The organism is Paenibacillus sp. 10L310, assembly GCF_056395745.1.
In genome coordinates this window covers 14,334-35,282 of record NZ_JBFTKC010000011.1, presented here as the reverse complement: position 1 = coordinate 35,282, position 20,949 = coordinate 14,334, and the positions used below count along the sequence as shown (strand labels likewise).

Below are 20,949 nucleotides of genomic sequence, written 5' to 3'. Positions count from 1 at the left end.
GTGCTTCCATCGATTTCACTGCTTGTCATGGACAAAGAAAAAATTATGGAATAAATCCCCAAATAACTAAATGAAATCCCTTCTCTAACCGAAATACATAATGAGGTCTGTGCATCAGACAGGAGAAGAAATGCAGATAAGGGGGAAGATCAGTGGAATTGAAGAGAATTGCAAGAAAAGGCATGCTTGGAATCTTAATTGTTATGCTGACCGCTCAAGGTTGGCTTACGGGTTGGAGTGGAGTCGAACAGGGAGCATATGCTGCACACGTATTAAGTGCAAATGGAATAACGAATACTGTTCCTGCCGTGAAAGGAACGAATGTGGATAGTTCAATACCATTCGTTATTGATTTTGATAAACCTGTTCAGAAGGCACCAGGTACACAAAGTTCAATCTTGATTAAGCGTTTGGATGACAATACAACGATGGGTTCGGTGCTGGTATCCAGTGACCAAGTCGTGATTGATCCCACACCACCGATTACAGATCCTACGACACCGGATGCGGGAGACAGTACGCCTGTACCAGCTATTGGCCTACGAGTGACGATTACACTGGGCAAGACTCTACCGGGAGCAACATACTACGTAGAGATAGATAATAAATCATTTGTTTACGCGGACAACACTGCATTTCCGGGACTGACTAACAAAGAGTGGACCTTCAGTACTCTGGGGCTAGGCTCAACTTCCCTTGTGAGTAGAGTTCCTGATAACGCAGCAATGGTATCCCTTTCAACTAAGGTAGTAATGACGTTCGATAAGCCGGTAACCCCAGGTAGAGGGAATCTCATTATTTATCAGGGAAGAGTTGGTGGTACAGTATTTGAGCAGATTCCAGTAAACGCAGGAGCACCTCGAATTACAGGTTTTGGAACCAATACGATTACGATCGTTCCCACGAATAACTGGAATAACAACACTACATATTACATCGTAATGCCAGAAGGTTATTTGCGGGATAGCAATGAGAATGATATCAGTGCAATTAGTGGAAATGTTTGGGGATTTAATATCATATCCGATCCGACGTCTCTCATGGTATCTACTGTATCTCCCGCAAACGGTACTACCAATGCACCATTAACGGGAAATTTAACAGTTACGTTCAACAAAGAACTTGATCCGAATTACATTCAGAATGTAACGCTCAAAAAATCAAATGGAGCAACCGTTGCATCCAAGACAGCCATTAATAGTTCAAACAATAGACAATTGCTGATTACACCTGCGAGCGCATTGGATAGCAACACAAATTATGTGGTAGACATTCCAGCCAATACGCTTCGTGATAAAGCAGGAAATACATTTACAGGTCTTAATGGGTCTACATCATGGGCCTTTAAAACATTAAGTGCAGATACAACTGCACCTGTGTTGAAAAATGCTAAGATGCATAGCAATAACACCATTCGCCTGACGTATGATGAGTGGCTGTACAGCACTAATTCGCTGAGTAGTACTTATGCTGTAACTGTAAATGGTGAAAAGAGGAATGTCAGCTCCACTTATATCTCAGGTGACAGTGTATATGTTGTCTTGGATACGGGTGTAGCGGTAGGACAGGTTGTGCGGATCGCATATGCACCCGGTACTACAGGTAATCGTCTTACAGATCAGTCTTCCAATGCTGCGGCTGCTTTTGGCACAAGAGATGTGGAGAACGGTTTAGATTCTGTTATGTCCAAGCCGCGAGAAGGTAACGTGTATTACAGTACAATGACGTTGTACTATCCTGAGACGGTATATATCACTTCAAGTGATGCAGCAAGACAATTCAGTGTAACTGCGGATCAGTCGGCTGTAGGCATCAATAGCATATCAATCAATGGCAGCTCTGTGGTTACATTGAATCTTAGTCGGTCGATTACGGATGGTGAAGTCGTTCGGGTTGCATACACGCCAGGTTCATGGCCTGTAAAAGATACACGTGGACAGGCTCTTGCTGGGTTCAGCGGCTTCTATGTCCGCAATTCAATTGATACCAAACCACCTGAGTTTAAGAGTGCTGAGGTGAGTGGTAACAAGTTATGGATGCGTTACAATGAACCACTGAACACGACGAATAAACCGCTCAACAGCCAATATTCTGTTCTGGTCGATGGTAAGCCAGTCTTCGTTAATGATTCCGAGATCGAAAATGATCTGGTTACGTTAACGCTGGCTTCAGCGGTGAAGGATACACAAAATATATCTCTATCATATGTACCTGGAGCATTGCGATTAACGGATCTGAACAATAACCCAGCAGGATATCTCAATCTGACTCCAGTAACGTACACATATGGAAATGGCAAAATCCTGTCGGCTACGCTTCAGGGAGACACGGTTCAGATTAATTTCCGTGATTCAATACAGTCCCAGGCTGCACTAACAGCATCTCAGTTCAGTGTAGTGATTGGTAATTCAACCACAACTGTATTGTCTGCTTCAGCTTCTGGCTCTGTGGTGACGTTGAAAGTGGATACTTCAGCAGTAACATCGACAGCTACTCAGACGGGAACGGTGAGTTATGTACCTGGGGCAGTGCCGTTACGGGATGCGTCGAATGTCACGATAACAGCATTTGGTCCACTTACGTTACAACAGACGAATAATAGTTCGAACAATAATCAGTCGGGAAACCGTCCTTCCTGGTTGTCGGAATTGGATGCAACGAGCTATGGTCAGTCTTTACTTGTGATGAATAATACTACGGCTTCTGCTGTATCTGCGATGTCCCACTATAATCGGCCGACTCGTCAATTCAACGTGGATGCAACCAAGTTGATTCAGTCCTTTGAATACGCTGGAGCAAACGGGAAATTGACTCAGCCGGTGGTATTTGAGATTCCGGACAGTGAATCGGCTGCGTATGTTGGATTCCCATTAAATGCACTGACTCAGATTGCTGCAAGTTATCGCACAGGCACTATTGGTGTGAAGTATGGCGATCTTCTCTGGACGGTGCCGCTGTCTAATTTAGATATGGCGGCTATGAGTCGGAGTGTAGGAACGTCAAACACAAGTACAACGACAGGAGCAACGGTTCCATCCTTATACGTTCAGTTAGAGACGGTACCTGTCTCTTCATCGGGGACGATGGAAGACTTGATTGCAGGTGCAGGAGCGCAGAAGCTTGGCAACTATACGGACGTATATTTGTATGCCGGTAATGGAACAAGCGATCAACGTGTAGATCAGAATGTCAAAAGCCAACTGGCCATGCAATTGGCTGCCAATACCCCGAGTGTAACATCTGGATTTACGTATATTGATCCAGTTACGTTTAGGTTATCCAATGTACCTAGTTCCTTTAAAAATACGACAGGTGGTGTAGTTGTTCAAGGACAGCTGAATGGCAATCAGTCGGTAGTCCCTGTTAACAACATCGTTAGTTATCCGGATACGGCGTCACACTGGGCTAGTGAGGTCATTAAGGAGCTCTCTGCCAAATGGATAATTAACACACCGGGTGGTTCCTTCTACCGACCGAATGAGAACATTACACGTGCGGAATTTGCTGAATTGGTCGCTAGAGGTCTAGGACTGAATGGAGAACCTACTGCAGCAAGTCGTTTCCAGGACGTTCGTAGCGGTAGTGTGACAAGTGCCTATATCGGTGCTGCTGCTGAAGCGGGAATCATTACGGGAAATACCGATGGTACCTTTAAGCCGGATCGCCCTATTACGCGTGAGCAGATGGCACTTATGATGGTACGTGCTATGAACTACGGTGGGAAAACAGTCTCTCTTCAATCTTCGGCTGCTACCACTCTATCCAAGTTCAAGGACAGCAACAAAATCCAGTCCAAGGATTCTGTTGCCAAAGCGGTGCAGGAGGGAATCATTCAAGGCATGACAGCCAGAACATTTGAACCTCAGGGAAATGCAACTCGTGCACAGGCAGCAGTCATGTTGAAACGTGTCCTGGATAAGTTAGGATATCTGTAATAGTAATTAGCTCTTTATCTTAGTGAAGCGAAATCGATCAGGGGAATAAGTTCAACTGGTTGGTTTCGCTTCTTTATATTATAAAGTCATAAATTTCATGGATAGAGGGTGTAAATTTGCTTAAAAAAATGCTAGTTTTTGTCCTCGTTCTGGGGTTAATATCTATACCATCACTGGCGTATGCTCAAGATAATAAAGAATCCATACAACTGTACGTAAATGAAAAGCCAACAAATATTAAACTGATGACAAAATCAGGAACGGTGTATGTTCCGTTTCGAGAGTTTATTCAACTAATGGGGTACCAAGCGGATTACTCAGTGGTAGATCGAGAGATCTCAGTTAAGATCGGGAAATCAAAATTTATCTTTCTACCGGACGATGGTTACATTAGTGGATCGGGAGATTACTACGAATTACAAAGGCCAGGTATTCAGATTGATGGAAAATTCTTTTTACCTATCCGTTATGCCGCCTGGTTAACCAAGCATGCGGTTAAGTATGATAAAAAGTCGAATACGGCGTGGATGGTGCAGTATGGGTATGGTCAAGAGAAAGAGATACTTGATTTGATAACAACATATGATAGAGCTTTCACTGTAGAACTACTAGCTTCAGATCATATGCAGAGATCTTATTTGACGGATAGTAAGATAGCACCCCAAGTGAGCGAAATCCCTGATCGAATCTACAATGTCGATATCACAAGCATTACATATGAATCTGCGAACCAGGCATTATTGTACGTTACTTATATTCATAATAATCAGGTAATGGACGACCAGCATGAGATCGTATTCAGAATTAAGAAAGAAAATAATATGTGGAAAATACTTCAGGATCGATATCTTTCCAGTAATACTACGCTTCCAGAAGATATCGATAAATCTGTACATACGATAAAAGAGAATTTTAATGAGAAGCAACAAAATGTCCTATCTGACCTCAGGCAATATTATAGAGCGTTTAATCAGAAAGACTTTGATTTAACGTATAAATACACTTCGCCATTTGATATTGAACGAATGAACGCAAATGCAGTTGATGAATGGAGAACATGGGAGCACATTACAAGAGCTTCCTTTGAGTATGGAGACACTACGTATCATATGTCTAATGAACGAGTCGTGTTTCTTGGGGAGAACCAAGCTGTTGTTCATGCAACCTTGGAATGGAGCTACATCTCAGAGAACATAGAGCAGAACCATTCTATATATGAGGCGCTGATCTACCTCGATTACGCCAATGGGCACTGGAATTATAGTTATGATCATGACATTAGTGAGAACGAAGAGGACCCCAATCGAATGTTACCCGAAATTCATTTCCCAGAGTTAAATTGAAAATATAACGAATATCAGTATACAGATAAATTCCCATGTATGAGTAGCTAATTGCATACATGGGTTTCTTTTTGCCAAGAATCCCCTCAAAGTTAGCTGGGGGCGTAACTTTTTTCACAAAAAGTAGTCTATTAATAGAAGAGTATACTAGAGATCTCGCTATCGGCTGCCTACTTGGCAGTGTTCGTGATGTCTAAGATTGATATACAAGATGGGAGAGACGTTTCAGACATGCTGGGGAAACATGAGAGACAGCTGGAAGACGTTAAGGGCAGTAAGGTGAAGAAATGGGCGATTGTGACGCTGGCGGGTGTGATCTGGATTGCACCGGTGATGAGCGCAGGCGGGCAGATGTGGTCAGGCACTTCGTGGCAATCGGTGGCCGCTGCAGCATCTACGAATACAAGCAAGTTGAGTGAAGAAATTCTGACTTCGGGTGCGAAGCTCATGAAATACAGATATACAACAACACGTTCCGGTTCCAAGGTCAACGTACTGGCGGATGTAGTCCAGGTGGATCTGCAGAACCCGTATGTGAAGCTGGATGTAATGACAGGCAAGGGCGGTAATCTGAACAGTAAACAGAGCACAGGTGCCATGGCCAAGGAAAATGGTGCAGTAGCTGCTGTAAATGGCGATTACTTCAATGTATCCGGGGAACTCTCGCCAATTGGTGGACAGGTCTCCGATGGCGTGCTGGTCTCCACACCTTCTGAGCTGTCAGGCATGTATGCCCTGACGGTGACCAAGGATGGCAAACCGATGATCGACGAGTATTCCTTTGACGGAACTGTGAAGGCACAGGATGGTTCAACTTTTGCTTTGCGTGGGATAAATAAAGAGGATTATACGGTAGAGTCGGGCGCGGTGAAATATAGTCATGCCAACTCGATGTATATTTATACACCGGCATGGACCTCCTCCAAACGTCCAAATGATCCTTCCACAACGCCGACAGAGGTTCTCGTGCAGAACGGAGTAATTACCCAAATCTCGGATAAAAAAGCGTTAAACATGACGGTACCGAAGGATGGGTACATTTTGCGTGCGCATGGAACAGCGGCGACTTGGATCATGAGCCATTTATCTGTTGGACAAACCTTGGATGCGGATTACAAGTTAAAAGCCAAAACAACCGGACAATCGGTTGATCCGAGTAATCTGGAGATGATGATTGGCGGTCATACGATTCTTGTGAACGGTGGAAAGGCAGCATCCTTCTCCCGTGATATCGCATCTTCCGGCATTGGTGGCATTCGTGCCAGAACGGCAGTAGGATACTCCCAGGATGGTCGGTATGTCTATATCATCGCAGCGGAGAAAAACAGTAACAGCAGCGGGATGTCGCTGACGGAACTGCAATCCTTTATGACCAGTGTGGGTGTCTGGAAAGGCATGAACCTGGATGGAGGCGGCTCCACAACCATGGTAACACGTCCGTTGGGTGAGCAAACCGCCGGTCTGACGTTCAACACAGAGTATGGCACCGAGCAACGTCAGGTTGTAAACACGCTGGGTGTGTTCTCTACGGCTCCTGTAGGTAAACTGAAGGGCTTTGCCGTGAGTGGCAGCCAAACGTTGCTGGTGGGGCAAGAGGGCAAGTACACAGCCAAAGGATATGACACCTACTACAACCCGATCGCAACAGGCGATATCAGCATGTCCTGGAAGTCCAGCAACAACAGCATCGTGAGTGTCAGCAACGGTACAATCAAAGGCGTGAAGCCAGGTACAGCAACACTGACGGCAACGAGCAATGGAGCTTCATCCTCCATTAAAGTATCGGTACTGGGTGGAAGTGAACTGGCTTCCCTGACAGCAGGATCAGGTCTCGGTTCGCTCCAAGCAGGCACAACGATGTCCATTCCTGTAACGGCAACAACGAAGAGCGGACAAAGTGTGACGGTTCCGGCAGACTCGCTGACATGGGAATTTATCGGATTCAAAGGTAAAGTTACTGCTGATCAATTAACCGTATCTTCCGTCAATTCCGGTGCACAAGTGGGATATGCGATTGGTCGTTATGATGGTTACAGCACAGTCGTTGTACTCTCGGCTTCTGCAAGTGAAACGATCTGGGAGAACTTCGAAAACGTGAATTATCCGATTAACTTCACGACGAATGCAGCGGGTGTAACTGGTACGGCAACCGTTACAGCAGGAACTGGTGAAAAAGCCGGCTCCAATGTACTGCAACTCGGTTATGATATGACTGCTGGAACAGGCAAAATGTACGCTTATGCACAACTGAATGGCTCTACCGGTAGAGAGGTATCTGCTGCAGCTACATCGATGTCGATGGATGTTATGGGAGATAAAAGCCTGAACTGGTTACGTGCCGAATTCACGGATGCCAATGGCAAAACGGTATATGCTGATCTCGCCAAGGCAATTGACTGGAACGGGTGGAAGAAGCTGAGTGTGGACCTGAACGGACTGAACATCGCCTATCCGGCGAAGCTGAAGCGGGTCTATGTGGTGAACGTGGAAGAAGGTCAGGATGAGCGTGCGAAATCAGGTACGGTTGCTTTTGACAATATCGCATTCACGATGCCTTCCAAGTCCAGTGAAGTCGGATTGCCTACGGGTACAGCTTCGCTTGTGCTTGGACAGAAATCAATGACGGTGAACGGAACGAAAAAAGTGATTGATGCAGCACCGGTCCTGAAAAATGGTACAACGTATGTGCCAATCAAACATGTTTTGGACGCTTTTGGTGGTCAGGCAAGCTGGGATAGCAAAAATCAGCGGATCACGGTATTACGTGGTGGCAAGCTGATTGATTTGGTTGTAGGGCAGAAAGAATTCATTCTGAATGGTAAAAGACAGAGCGCAACTGTTGCACCATACGTAACGGGTGGTAGGACTTTAGTCCCACTCAGACTCGTTTCCGAGCAACTTGGTCTGACTGTAAAATGGGAACAGAAAACGAAGACCGTTACCATCTCATCGTGATATGGTATGATATATACCGGAAACGATAGAAATGGAGTCGAACAAACGTGGATTTACAAGCCGATGCCATAGACCGCGTCATTAAAAACGCCATACAAGTCATGGAAAACAGCAAATATCAAATGTTCGAAATTATGGACGCAACTCGTGATGAGCTGAAAACACTCAACGAGGAGTTGAAGTCGGTACTGAAGGAGACGGCGGAAACGATCGAGAAAGTAGATCAATTGGAGCTGAACTACCGCCGTTCCCGGATCCGGCTGACTGAGGTTAGCCGCGACTTTGTCCGTTATTCCGAACATGATATCAAGCAGGCGTACGAGAAAGCAACACAGCTGCAGCTGGATCTGATGATTTATCGTGAGAAGGAAATGTATCTGAAGGCTCGTCGGGATGATCTGCAGAAGCGTGCCAAAAATGTGGAAGCTTCTGTGGAGCGTGCCGAGACCATCGGTTCGCAGATGGGTGTTGTACTCGAGTACCTGTCAGGTGAACTGGGTCAAGTGACCCGGATCATTGAAAATGCCAAAAATCGACAAATGATTGGTTTGAAAATAATTTTGGCCCAGGAAGAAGAGCGGAAACGTATTGCTCGTGAGATTCATGACGGGCCTGCGCAGATGCTCGCCAATCTAGTGCTTAGGACGGAAATTGTAGAAAGAATGCTCATTAAGCAGGATTTTAAGATGGTCCAGGCCGAAATAGTAGATTTGAAAGGCCAGGTTCGTTCCAGTCTTGAAGAAATGAGAAAAGTTATTTTCAATCTGCGTCCTATGGCACTGGATGATCTGGGACTGATTCCAACGCTTCGGAAGTATGTGCAGGATTTTGAGGTAAAAACGAAAATCCGGTCGCTTTTTGAAACAAGAGGTAAGGAACATCGTTTATCTTCAGCCATGGAGGCTGCAATCTACCGCCTCGTGCAGGAAGGTCTGTCGAATGCTGCAAAGCATGCTTATCCCACTTATGTTGTAGTGGAAATTACATACCAGGCTCAGCTCGTCAAAATTGTCGTTCAGGACAATGGGCTTGGGTTCAAACCGGAGCTTCTTGCCAAGAAAAGCAAGGATCATACCCACTTCGGTCTGATTGGGATGAGAGAACGGGTTGAACTGTTAGAAGGAAGAATAGAGATTGAATCCGGAGAAAATCAAGGAACCAAAATAGTGATTCATATCCCGACAAACGTGGATAAGGGAAAGGAGTAGCAGGATGATGGAAAACCGTGATACTGGTAAAGCATCGATTAAAGTTCTTTTGGCTGATGATCATCAGCTGTTCCGTGAGGGACTGAAACGCATTTTAAATATGGAGGACGACATTGAGGTCATCGGTGAATGCGGCGATGGTATTCAAGTGCTCGAATTCTGCAATCAGGATAAACCTGATATCGTATTGATGGATATCAACATGCCAATCGAAAATGGGGTTGAAGCAACGGAGAAATTGCGTGAGCTGTTCCCTGATGTAAAAGTGATTATCTTGTCCATTCATGATGATGAAAGTTATGTATTCGAGACGCTTCGTAAAGGGGCTAACGGATACTTGCTGAAGGATATGGAGGCAGAGTCTCTGATCAATGCGATTCGTTCCGTGCATGAAGGACATGCGTTCATACATCCGAAAGTAACAGGCAAACTGATCATGCAGTTGCGTCGTATGACGTATCTTAATGAAACAGGGGCAATGAGTGAAGGAGCTTCGAAGGAAGCAGGTGTTAAATTTGTCGCTGGCGACAATAACCCGCTCACACGACGTGAGGCTGAAGTGCTTCGCTTGATGGCAGAAGGTAAGAGCAACAAAATGATTGGTGAATTCCTGTTCATCAGTGAAAAAACAGTAAAAAACCATGTCAGCAGCATTCTGCAGAAGATGGAAGTGGACGACCGTACTCAAGCTGTTATCAATTCGATCAAATATGGTTGGGTTACGCTCTAATACCTTATGTTTTTTGTAAAGCAGTGTTCTTATGGTAAGTCAGTCCATTGGTTGATTCAACCTAGACGAAGTATAGATTGGTGTTCACTCGCGCCCTTTCCAGAATGTTGGATTGGTCTGCGGGTTAATGGACTTTATCACTGCAAATGAGCAAAGTGTAAGGCTGTGCAGAACATATGTTCAAGCTTAGGCGTGAATGAATGACCTGGCCTGTCTTTCTTCGTCCGGTGTCGATCAGCGTGGAATATGAGTGATAGGAAATGCAAGTGTAACCCTTCAGGAAGTACAGCATATACTTGTTGTATACAGGGATGTTCGCCATGGGTGAGCATGACCTTCCGAGGAGGTGCAGTTGCCATGGTTGCTCATCTGACTATGATTCTGCTCATATACTTCCTGGCGGCAATGGCCGTTCATGCCATGCACCAGCGCCATCTTTCCCGTCCGGAATCTGAAGGTTTCGAGCAGATTCTGCTCATCCCTTCCAATCAGGCAGGGCGGATCGAAGGCATTGTAAGAGAACTTTGCCGGGAATTGTTATACCGTGGTAAGAGCTTCAGATTAACCGTTGTTGCTGATCGTACAGAAGCGGAAACGATTACGATTATTGAAAAGCTTATGCAAAGGCAAGGCATGGAGACATCTTATCTGCCTGCTGTCCCTGCTGATATTGAACGGGTAGCACAGACCGATCACACGTTTCGCCTGATTGATTTGCGTGAGTCAGAGCAATAAATCATCATGTGAACGGAAATGGGATTAACATTTCGCAGATCTACAGTGAAAAGATTACAGCAGAAGCTGTAGTCTTTTTTTGTAATTGTAGCCAAGTCTGCTTTTAAATTAAAAATGGGTTTTTATGCAATCTATGGTTATTGTCTGGGTTTTGACGAGTTCATGAGTATTAATATAAACTTTTCGAAGTCAGAACTCTTAATTTAAAAGTATAGACGATTCAGATTGGAAAAAGTTTCGCAATTTTATAGAAAGATTCTGGTTATTAGCAGAATTGGTGTGATGGATCATGTTGTGTGACTAACCTTGTGATGTAAAGATTCAATTGGTATAGTGATAAGTAGATTGATCATACGAAGATGGAATATGGACATGAAGCACATGCTCCGGCGAACAGCCGGGTTGGCATGTGCTTTTTTTGCGTTCAGAAGAAAGTACGATGGGGGAGGAGATTAAATGAAGGTTGCTTTGTATGTGTGCCGTGTAGGGGAAGGGTGGAGCATGGTGTTATCACTCGATATTCGAGTGGATGTGGCTTGGTGGCTAGAGGGAGGAAGTGGGCGACATGTGCTGCGCTGGTTGCTGTTAGACAAGGCGTTACCGTTAAGTCAGGCATCCTGGTTGGTTGAACATTTTGGGATGGAGCGAGGTATGGATCAGTGGGGCCAGCGCGAATGGCAGAGTTATCTTGCACGGAAGCTGGATGTGTATGAACTGGCCTCGGGGGAAACAGAGGCCAGAAAAGGTATAGCGGGCAAAGCGGGGAGTGTCGCTGCGCGTGGTGCGTTGGTAGGCGGGATGCCAGAGCCGTATCCCGCCGTGCAGTGGGCTCAGCTGGAGCGGGACGCGGCCCTGCTGGCTGAGCGGATCAGCGGCCGCCAATTACTGGCGGCCGAGGCGGAGGCGTTGCTGGCGGATACCGCCCAGCCGCCAAGGGAGTGGCGCGCGGCTACGCAGCTCGCGCGCTTGCACGGGCGGCTGAGCATCACAGCCGCCCTCGAAGGGCCTGCCACGCGCCGTCGGCACGCGTGGCTTGGACGCGCGCGGAGCGCGCCCCGCTGCCACCGTTGTGGCAGCGAAGCCAGGCAGCGCGTGCCCTGCGCTGCCTGCGGCCTGGCGGCGTGCGCCTACTGCGAGGCTTGCCTCGCGCTGGGGCGCAGCCGTGCTTGTGCGCTGCTGCTACGCAGTGCAGCGCAAGGGGCCGTGCCACGACGCGGCGAAGCACCGCGTGGCACGGCCTTGGCCCCCACCGGCGGCGGGCTCGCCCGGTGGGGGCTTAGCGTAGCGCAGAGCGCGGCAGCAGCCGCGGCGCTAGCGTTTTTGGCCCGGCCACCCGCAGGGGATGGGCCGGGGCGGTTCTTGCTGTGGGCCGTGACCGGGGCCGGCAAGACGGAGATGATTTTCCCCCTGCTCCAACATACATTGGACCGCGGTGGACGAGCACTGGTCGCTACGCCGCGCAGGGATGTGGTGCTGGAGCTAGCCCCGCGTCTGGCCAAAGCTTTTCCGGACACCTCACTCGCTACCCTTTACGGAGGCAGTGAGGAACGCTGGAAAGATGCTCAGCTCACGCTTGCGACCACACATCAACTGATGCGTTTTTATCAGGGGTTTGATCTTGTTATCATCGACGAATTGGATGCGTTCCCTTATCACAACGATCCCATGCTCGCTCACGCGGCGGCATCCTCATGTAAACCGGACGGGAATTTCGTCTATCTGTCTGCTACACCGCCTGCTCGGCTCCAGAGGGAAGCGGAACAGGGGAAACTAACCCATGCCAAAGTTCCAGTACGTTTCCACCGCCATCCTTTGCCCGTGCCAAGATTGATCAAAATGGTTACCGTTGCTGAATGTATTAAGAAACGAAATTTTCCTTCTGCCTTGAGGACTAACATCCAAATTTCATTGAAGCGTGACGCCCAGGTATTTGTCTTTGTGACACGCATTGCCCAGATTGAGGCGTTTGTGAATCTAATGCGTCGTACTTTTCCCGGAATCCATATCGAAGGAACTTCATCTCAGGATCCTGACCGCGCTACCAAAGTTACTGCTTTTCGTGAACGTACCATTCGTCTGCTCGTAACGACAACAATTCTGGAGCGTGGCGTGACCATTCCGCGCAGTGATGTTTTTATATTGGATGCAGACAATGGTCTCTTTGATGAAGCGTCACTGGTCCAGATGGCGGGAAGAGCAGGGCGTTCCATGGATGACCCGGCGGGTAGAGTGGTTTTTGCATCATCTCGTCGGACGCGCTCACAGGTGAAGGCCGTTGCACAGATTCGGAAAATGAACACCATCGCTCGTCGCAAAGGCTACCTGCATCCACCATCCAAGACATAATTGTCATCTGCCCAGTTCGTATCCACATATCACAATACATTCCCGAGACTGGAGGTATGCCCCCTATGTTCAACTGGCTCAGCAACATAACCGATCACGCGCAACACCTGACCCAGCGTCTCCATCACCTGCTCGCCCCACCGGGAGCGACTTGTCTGACATGTGGCACTCGAGCGATTCTGTCTTCAACTTATCCAGGCATATGCCCACGTTGTGTGAAGCAAATTCCATGGATCCGTTCCATCCGTTGCCTGCGTTGTGGTCGGGGTGTTGGGTGCCCGGACTGTGCTCGTCCACACATGCAAAACCGTTCTTTTATCGCCAACCGCAGCGCCGTACAGTACAACGCTCTTATGAGAGAATGGATTGGAATGTACAAATTTCGAGGCCATGAAAGATACGCGCCGCTCCTAACCGCGCTGTTGATTCAAGCCTTTCAAGCGATGAGAGAGGAGCAGAATTCTGCTTTGGCCAAAGAACCCCCAGCTCACGTGGCTCATATCGCCACGCCTGCTCAAAAAATGAAGCCGCAATGGCGGCCTGACGCGGTCACCTATGTCCCGGTGAGCAGCGAGCGTCTGGCCGAGCGTGGCTTCAATCAGGCGGAGCGGCTGGCTGCTGGGCTCGCCACCGCCTGCCGCCTACCCATCGTGGATCTGTTGCAGCGCCAGATCAACACCACTAAACAAAGCTTCAAATCACGCGGTGAGCGTATTGAAACGATGAAGAACGCCTTTTCCATCAACCCGGATGGCACGAAGTTAATTGAAGAGTTATACAAGGGATCTCATCTGCCAACACATATGGGCATAGCGCATGCCAAACCCATACAGTTACTGCTGATTGATGATATCTATACAACAGGCAGCACCTTGGACGCTTGTGGCCGGGTTATTCTTAATGCTGGCTTCCACATGGAGATTCCGGTCGAGATTTACACGCTGACACTGGCAAGATCCTAGACAGGAAAATATGTTCCTTTATTAATCATTGGTACGTTAATGCGTGTCTCCATTCCATTTATTCCGTTTGAAATATAGTTGTTTGATGAAATTATAAATGAAATCGTAATAAGAAATTTTTTACATGTAAAAAAGAGGAATTGGTTTTCTCGCGCAGAATAGATAGTTTTGCCGTTCACCACAGGTGACAGCATAGGGAGTGGCACTACATATCTGTTGAAGGGGAGAACAAAAGTGGTCGCAGGAAAAAGAAAAAATGAATTTTACTTATGGACCGTCCGTCTACTAGTATTCATGCTGGTATTCGGACAGTTTGGCGTGTACGGGGGGAACCGGGCAGATGCCGCAACGAGTAATAGAATTATTGCATCCAGTAATGATTATCGTTTTGTATTATCAGAACAGAATGGAAATCTGATGGTGAATCAGAAACCGGTTGATTTGGGTTGGGTCAGATCATACAGCTTTTCAGCAACAGGATATTCCTTCTCAAGAAGTCAGTCTATTAGAGGAACTGTTGAAGATATGACCAACGTTACCTTTGGTAAATATACTTCTACCTATACTGGGCAAGTAACTAACGCATTTATCGTTGACTTTTCCGAGGTTTGGGAATATTACAGTACCATGGAATATAGACAGTCGGGCAAGGATGTAGGTGTTTGGGACATTTCCAGAGTTGATGAGTTTGGGATGGAAACACCCAGATATGTACAAAGTTATGAAGCCTCTCAACTTAGTTTGGTGATTAGTGCAGATACAGGTGCTGTGGTAGATTTTGTATCCAACCTTAATCCATATTACACACGAAAGGCAGAATCATTCAGCTTTGTTAAGGAGTCGGGAACAAAGGAGCCAATTACTACGGTTCCTGCTATTCCAACTGGTCTGGTAGCCACTGTGAATGATGCGACGATCAACCTTAACTGGTCAGCTGCACAACAAGCAGTTCAGTATGAGATTGAAGAAAATGGAGTAACTAAAGGTCCATTTTATGGTCTGAACTATACAAGTGGCCCTTATAAAAATAATACGAACTATACTTACAGAGTACGTGGTATTAATCAAAGAGGTACAGGTGAGTGGAGTGATCCATTCTCTCTGAGAACTTTACTTGAAAAACCGATCTTAACCGTAAAAGGCGAAGAGGGAAAGAATACATTGAATTGGAAATTCGTTGAATTTGCAGATCGATATCAATTGCGAATTGACGGAGGAGAACCTATTGAATTGGGCAATGTGAACTCATATGAGCATGACGATTTGGAGGCCAATTCAACACATACCTATGTGCTGAAAGCATTCTCAACTGACAATGAGAGTTCATGGAGTAAACCACTAAGTCAATTAACAGTACCTAACCGTGCAGATGGTTTGAAAATTACAGATGCTACATTGAATAAATTGTCTGTATCCTGGACTGCTGTTAAGGGGGCCACAGGATATGATCTGGAGATCAATGGGGCAGTTGTTGCGGTAACAGGAACCACATACAACAAGACTGGACTTGCAGCCAATACAGAATATACCTTCAGAATCAGATCCAAAAATTCAGGTGGGGCAGGAAGTTGGAGTGATCCAGTAACGGGCACCACTCAATTGAGCACACCTGTAGTTCAGTCTAATGCCACGGCAGAGGAAGTTGTACTTGTATGGGCTCCAATTGAAGGTGCAACTTCGTATGAGATTGAAGCAGATGGAGTTGTTTCTTCAGGTTTAGAAGATCCAATCTTTAACCACACCAATCTGACATCAGGCACAGCGCATAAATATCGTGTGCGGGCAATCAATGAGACAAATACAAGTGCTTGGACACCAGTAGTAACGCAAAATACCTTGCCTGGCTCTGTCGGTGGATTGAATGTGAGTGCAGTCACCAATGCAGCCATTACGGTAAAATGGAATGTGGTTACCGGTGCTACAGGCTACGATCTGGAAATTGACGGCACTCCGATTTCTTTGACAGCTACAAGTTATACGAAGAGTGGACTCGTTGGAAACACGGAACACACTTTCCGTATTCGTTCAAAGAACGTTGCAGGTGCAGGAGCCTGGAGCGAAATAGTAACAGGTCGTACGCAATTTAATCTTCCTGTATTGAAGGCATCCTCTGAAGAAACAGAAATCACATTGACGTGGACATCCATACCAGATGCTACTGCATATGAAGTTGAAGCAGATGGTGTAATTGTTGCGAATGTAAGTGAATCAAACTACACACACGAAAATATATTACCAGGTACTTCTCATAAATATCGTGTTCGTGTAGCTACTGACAATAACACAAGTGCTTGGACAGCTGTCCTGACACAGAGTACATTGCCTGCAATAGTATCAGGTCTCAATATAGCATCCACAACGAATGCTGCAATTTCCTTGAAATGGAGTGCAGTGACCGGTAGCTCTGGATATGACTTGGAGATTGATGGAGTGGTAGTTCCAGTTACTGGTTTAACATATACGAAGAGTGGTCTTGCAGCGAATACGAACCATACGTTCCGTATCCGTTCCAAAAATATGGCAGGTGTGGGTGTGTGGAGTGACGTGGTAAGTGGTACGACTCAACTCAATACGCCTGTTCTGAAGGCATCTTCCCAAGAAGATGCAATTACTGTAACTTGGGCAGATGTTACTGATGCAACCAAATATGAAGTGGAGGCAGATGGTATTGTTGTAGCAACGGTTACGGCGCCAGTCTATACACATGAGAGTTTGACTCCAGGAACAACGCATAAGTACCGTGTAAGAGCCCTGACGGAGCTCAACGTTAGCCCTTGGACTGCACTTCTCACTCAGAATACTTTACCGGGTTCAGTCACAGGGTTGAGTGTAACCTCTGCAACCAATGTCGCTATCGCGCTTAAGTGGAATGCCGTAACTGGAGCAACGGGTTATGACTTGGAGATTGATGGCACGGTAGTAGCTGTAAGTGGATTAACATACAACAAGACAGGTCTTGCAGCCAATACGAATCATACGTTCCGCGTTCGCTCTAAAAATACGGCAGGTGCCGGAGTATGGAGTGATATCATTGATGGTACGACATTGTTGAATACCCCTATTTTAAAAGCTTCCTCGGAAGAGACTGCTATTACAGTAACATGGGCAGATGTATCAGATGCGATCAAGTATGAGATTGAAGCAGATGGCTCAATTGTTGCAACAGTTAATGAGCCGAAGTATGTACATTCAAGTCTTCAGCCAGGAACAGCGCATAAGTATCGTGTACGAGCACTGACAGATACAAACAACGGGGCTTGGACTGCTGTCTTAAATCAAAATACACTACCAGGTTCAGTTACTGGACTGGGTATTACCTCTGTAACGAATACAACAATGGCTTTGAAATGGAATGCTGTAACCGGAGCAACAGGTTATGAGCTTGAAATTGATGGCACGGTAGTAGCTGCTACTGGATTAACCTACAACAAGACCGGACTTGCGGCTAATACGGATCATACGTTCCGCGTTCGCTCCAAAAATGCGGCAGGTGCCGGAGCATGGAGTGATGAGGTAAGTGGTACAACGTTATTGAATACCCCTGTTCTAAAAGCTTCCTCGGAAGAGACTGCGATTACATTGACATGGGCTGATGTAGCAGATGCAACCAAGTATGAGATTGAAGCAGATGGAGTCGTTACTGGTACAATTAGCGAACCGAAATATGTGCACACTAGTTTGCTTCCAGGAACGGCGCATAAATATCGTGTACGTGCACTGACGGACTCTAATACAGGTGCCTGGACTGCGGTGCTGACGCAAAATACGATACCTGCTTCAGTTACTGGTTTAAGTATTAGCTCTGTTACCAATGTAGCCATTGCCTTAAAATGGACGGCAGTAACGGGAGCAACAGGATACGATCTTGAGATCGATGGTACAGTTGTACCAGTAACGGGAGTAGCTTATACGAAGAGTGGACTTGTGACAAATACGGATCACACGTTCCGTATTCGTTCTAAAAATACAGCAGGTGCAAGTATATGGAGTGAGATTGTAGATGGCACAACTTTACTTAACACACCTGTGCTGAAGGCTTCCTCTGAGGAACAAGCGGTCACCTTGACATGGCCTGAAGTTAAAGATGCAACCAAATATGAGATTGAAGCGGACGGAGTCTTAGTGGGTACTGTTAAGTTGCCTACTTATACTCACAATAATCTGATAGCTGGAACAGCACATAAATACCGCGTACGCGCTCTGACCGAAACCAATGTTGGAGCTTGGACTGCGGTCTTGACACAAAATACGTTGCCTGGTTCTGTGACCGGGCTAACGGTAACAAGTGTAACGAACACAGCTGTTGCTCTGAAGTGGAACGCAGTCTCAGGAGCGACGGGATATGACCTTGAAATTGATGGCACGGTGGTACCTGTTAGTGGAGTGGTTTACACCAAAACGGGACTTATCGCCAATACGGATCATACATTCCGTATTCGTTCCAAAAATACTGCTGGAGCTGGAGCTTGGGGAGATGTAACAGATGTTACAACCCAGTTAAACACACCTGCTCTGAAAGCAACATCAGAGGAAACAGCTATTACTTTGAATTGGCTTGATATTAAAGATGCAACTAAATATGAAATTGAGGCAGATGGAACAATTGTTTCTACAGTAACCGATCCCTCATATGTTCATAGTAATTTGCTTGCAGGAACATCGCACACCTATCGTGTGCGTGCATTAACGGATAAGAACAGTAGCGCTTGGTCTACGGTCTTGACTCAAAACACTTTCCCGGGCATTGTGACCGGATTGAGTATGAATTCTGCAACAACAGTAGCCATTGCTATGAAGTGGAATGCAGTTACGGGAGCAACAGGATATGATCTGGAAATTGACGGTAAAATAGTCGCTGTAACCGCTTTGGCTTATACCAAAACAGCACTTCTAGCCAATACAGAGCATACCTTCCGCATTCGTGCCAAAAATGCTGCTGGCATTGGTAGCTGGAGTGAGATTGTAACCGCCTCGACCCAATTAAATGTACCAACAACGCTGAAAGCTGTACCTGAAGAAACCGCAGTTACGCTGACATGGAATGAAGTTGTTGGTGCAACAAAATATGAGATTGAGGCAGATGGCATAGTGGTTGCTACTGTAAGTGATCTCTTGTATGTCCATAATGGAGTACTTGGTGGAACCATTCATAAATATCGTATTCGTGCCCTGACCGACACTAATGTGAGTGCATGGACAGCAATATTGTCCCAAACTACGTTACCTGCCAGTGTCTCAGGTTTGAGTATTAACTCAGCAACCACAGCGGCTATTGCGCTGAGATGGAGTGCTGTAACTGGAGCTACCGGGTATGATCTGGAGATTGATGGTACGGTGGTTGCCGTGAGTGGAGTAGCTTATACGAAGAGCGGACTTGCACCAAATACGGAGCATACCTTCCGCATTCGTGCCAAAAATGCTTCTGGTGCGGGAGCTTGGAGTGAGATTACAGCGGGAATGACTCAATTAACTACACCTGTGCTGAAGGGAACTTCGGACAAAACAAACGTTTTTCTGACTTGGGACTCGGTTGGGGGAGCTTCGTCTTACGAAATTGAAGCCGATGGGCAAATTGTGGCGACTGTCAGTGATACAACGTTTATTCATTCTGACCTGTTACCGTCCAGTTTGCATAAATATCGCATTCGGGCATTCAATGATCAGAACACAAGCATATGGTCTTCTGTACTAAGTATTAGAACATTGAATTAGTAATGTATAAGGGGGAAAGGGTTTGCATATATGTGCATCCTGTTCCCCTTTTTTGCTTTGTAAATAGACTATGGCTTCATCAGAGAAAATAAGGTAATGTATAATTATTATCTATTCGGAAATGGAAGTTTGAGAGGGGCGTTTTAGCGATGAATCTAGGTAATTGTCCTCGCTGTGGTAAATTATATGCGTTGAATTTTCGAGATGTATGCTCGAATTGTATTAAGGAAATGGAACAGGAATATCAGATCTGTGTAGATTATTTGCGCGAAAATAAAGGCACCAATATTCAGGAACTATCTGATGCAACAGAAGTTTCTATCAAAACCATTACCAAGTTCATCCGTGAGGGACGGATTTCCATCGAAAATGCCCCGAATATGATGTATCCTTGTGAAGTATGCGGAACATTGATTCGTGAAGGTCATATGTGTGACTCTTGTCGTCATCGCTTGACGAAAGACTTAGCTAGTGCAGCTCGTGATGTAGGTCAGAAGGATAACGGCAATATAGGCGGACGAACCTACAATGCTGTCGACAAACTACGCGATTCATAGGAATGAGGTCTTAAATACGAATATTGCTATAACAAATGTTTTGAAACGTACCGATAAACTTATTAAAGATTATCGGTTTTTTTATTTTCCCAATCATTTCGATAACATAAAGATAAGGTAAGAAAAACGTATATCAATGTAAAATTCTAACGTGGAAGGAAGTGTAGTTCATATGAAAATCAATGAACCGAGTAGAATTGGAGCAATCAATTCATATCAAAGGAACGTTGAATCCAATCAGCAGGCTGATGCCAAGAAGAGCCGCCGTAAGGACGAAGTATCCATTTCTCCGGAGGCGATGAAGATGCTTGAGGAACAAAGTCGTACACAGGATGCAGGACGCTTACAGCGGATACAGGAACTGAAGGAACAGGTGAGTTCGGGAACGTATCAGGTAGACAGCAGCAAGCTTGCTGACAAGCTGTTGCCGTATTTTAAGTCTTTTGATAAGGAATAGGTGATCACG

At 46.1% G+C, this 20,949-nt stretch carries 11 protein-coding genes; all 11 read left to right on the top strand.

The window, feature by feature from the left end:
- Window positions 1–152 precede the first annotated feature (152 nt).
- Window positions 153–3,935 carry an S-layer homology domain-containing protein gene (locus AC1DE7_RS21265; protein WP_477535120.1) on the top strand — a complete coding sequence of 1,261 codons (3,783 nt, stop codon included), beginning with the start codon at window positions 153–155 and terminating at the stop codon, window positions 3,933–3,935.
- A gap of 116 nt (window positions 3,936–4,051) precedes the next feature.
- Window positions 4,052–5,278 (top strand): stalk domain-containing protein, encoded by a 1,227-nt coding sequence (locus AC1DE7_RS21260; protein ID WP_477535119.1) that lies wholly within the window; start codon window positions 4,052–4,054, stop codon window positions 5,276–5,278.
- Window positions 5,279–5,509: 231 nt separating this feature from the next.
- Window positions 5,510–8,233 (top strand): stalk domain-containing protein, encoded by a 2,724-nt coding sequence (locus AC1DE7_RS21255; RefSeq protein WP_477535118.1) that lies wholly within the window; start codon window positions 5,510–5,512, stop codon window positions 8,231–8,233.
- A gap of 47 nt (window positions 8,234–8,280) precedes the next feature.
- A complete protein-coding gene (locus AC1DE7_RS21250) occupies window positions 8,281–9,441 on the top strand; it encodes a sensor histidine kinase (RefSeq protein WP_017691966.1) in 1,161 nt (386 codons plus the stop codon).
- A 7-nt stretch (window positions 9,442–9,448) separates the two neighbouring features.
- Window positions 9,449–10,171, top strand: a complete 723-nt coding sequence (locus tag AC1DE7_RS21245; RefSeq protein ID WP_026081439.1) for a response regulator transcription factor — start codon at window positions 9,449–9,451, stop codon at window positions 10,169–10,171.
- 357 nt (window positions 10,172–10,528) lie between these two features.
- On the top strand, window positions 10,529–10,906 hold the full coding sequence (locus AC1DE7_RS21240) for a hypothetical protein (protein ID WP_036612497.1): 378 nt from the start codon (window positions 10,529–10,531) through the stop codon (window positions 10,904–10,906).
- 456 nt (window positions 10,907–11,362) lie between these two features.
- A complete protein-coding gene (locus AC1DE7_RS21235) occupies window positions 11,363–13,252 on the top strand; it encodes a helicase-related protein (RefSeq protein ID WP_477535117.1) in 1,890 nt (629 codons plus the stop codon).
- Between the two features lie 299 nt (window positions 13,253–13,551).
- Window positions 13,552–14,214, top strand: a complete 663-nt coding sequence (locus AC1DE7_RS21230; RefSeq protein ID WP_477535116.1) for a ComF family protein — start codon at window positions 13,552–13,554, stop codon at window positions 14,212–14,214.
- A gap of 168 nt (window positions 14,215–14,382) precedes the next feature.
- The gene (locus tag AC1DE7_RS21225; protein ID WP_477535115.1) at window positions 14,383–19,926 is read left to right on the top strand and encodes a fibronectin type III domain-containing protein; all 5,544 of its coding nucleotides are present in this window, start codon (window positions 14,383–14,385) and stop codon (window positions 19,924–19,926) included.
- A 149-nt stretch (window positions 19,927–20,075) separates the two neighbouring features.
- Window positions 20,076–20,483 carry a TIGR03826 family flagellar region protein gene (locus AC1DE7_RS21220; RefSeq protein WP_076328744.1) on the top strand — a complete coding sequence of 136 codons (408 nt, stop codon included), beginning with the start codon at window positions 20,076–20,078 and terminating at the stop codon, window positions 20,481–20,483.
- 172 nt (window positions 20,484–20,655) lie between these two features.
- A complete protein-coding gene (flgM, locus tag AC1DE7_RS21215) occupies window positions 20,656–20,940 on the top strand; it encodes a flagellar biosynthesis anti-sigma factor FlgM (RefSeq protein ID WP_036612484.1) in 285 nt (94 codons plus the stop codon).
- Window positions 20,941–20,949 lie beyond the last annotated feature (9 nt).

What these genes read in the sequence shown, in the direction of transcription:
- AC1DE7_RS21220 (WP_076328744.1), top strand. Translation starts at nt 20,076, where the DNA reads ATGAATCTAGGTAATTGTCCTCGCTGTGGTAAATTATATGCGTTGAAT.
- AC1DE7_RS21240 (WP_036612497.1), top strand. Translation starts at nt 10,529, where the DNA reads ATGGTTGCTCATCTGACTATGATTCTGCTCATATACTTCCTGGCGGCA.
- AC1DE7_RS21235 (WP_477535117.1), top strand. Translation starts at nt 11,363, where the DNA reads ATGAAGGTTGCTTTGTATGTGTGCCGTGTAGGGGAAGGGTGGAGCATG.
- AC1DE7_RS21230 (WP_477535116.1), top strand. Translation starts at nt 13,552, where the DNA reads ATGCAAAACCGTTCTTTTATCGCCAACCGCAGCGCCGTACAGTACAAC.
- AC1DE7_RS21245 (WP_026081439.1), top strand. Translation starts at nt 9,449, where the DNA reads ATGGAAAACCGTGATACTGGTAAAGCATCGATTAAAGTTCTTTTGGCT.
- flgM (WP_036612484.1), top strand. Translation starts at nt 20,656, where the DNA reads ATGAAAATCAATGAACCGAGTAGAATTGGAGCAATCAATTCATATCAA.
- AC1DE7_RS21255 (WP_477535118.1), top strand. Translation starts at nt 5,510, where the DNA reads ATGCTGGGGAAACATGAGAGACAGCTGGAAGACGTTAAGGGCAGTAAG.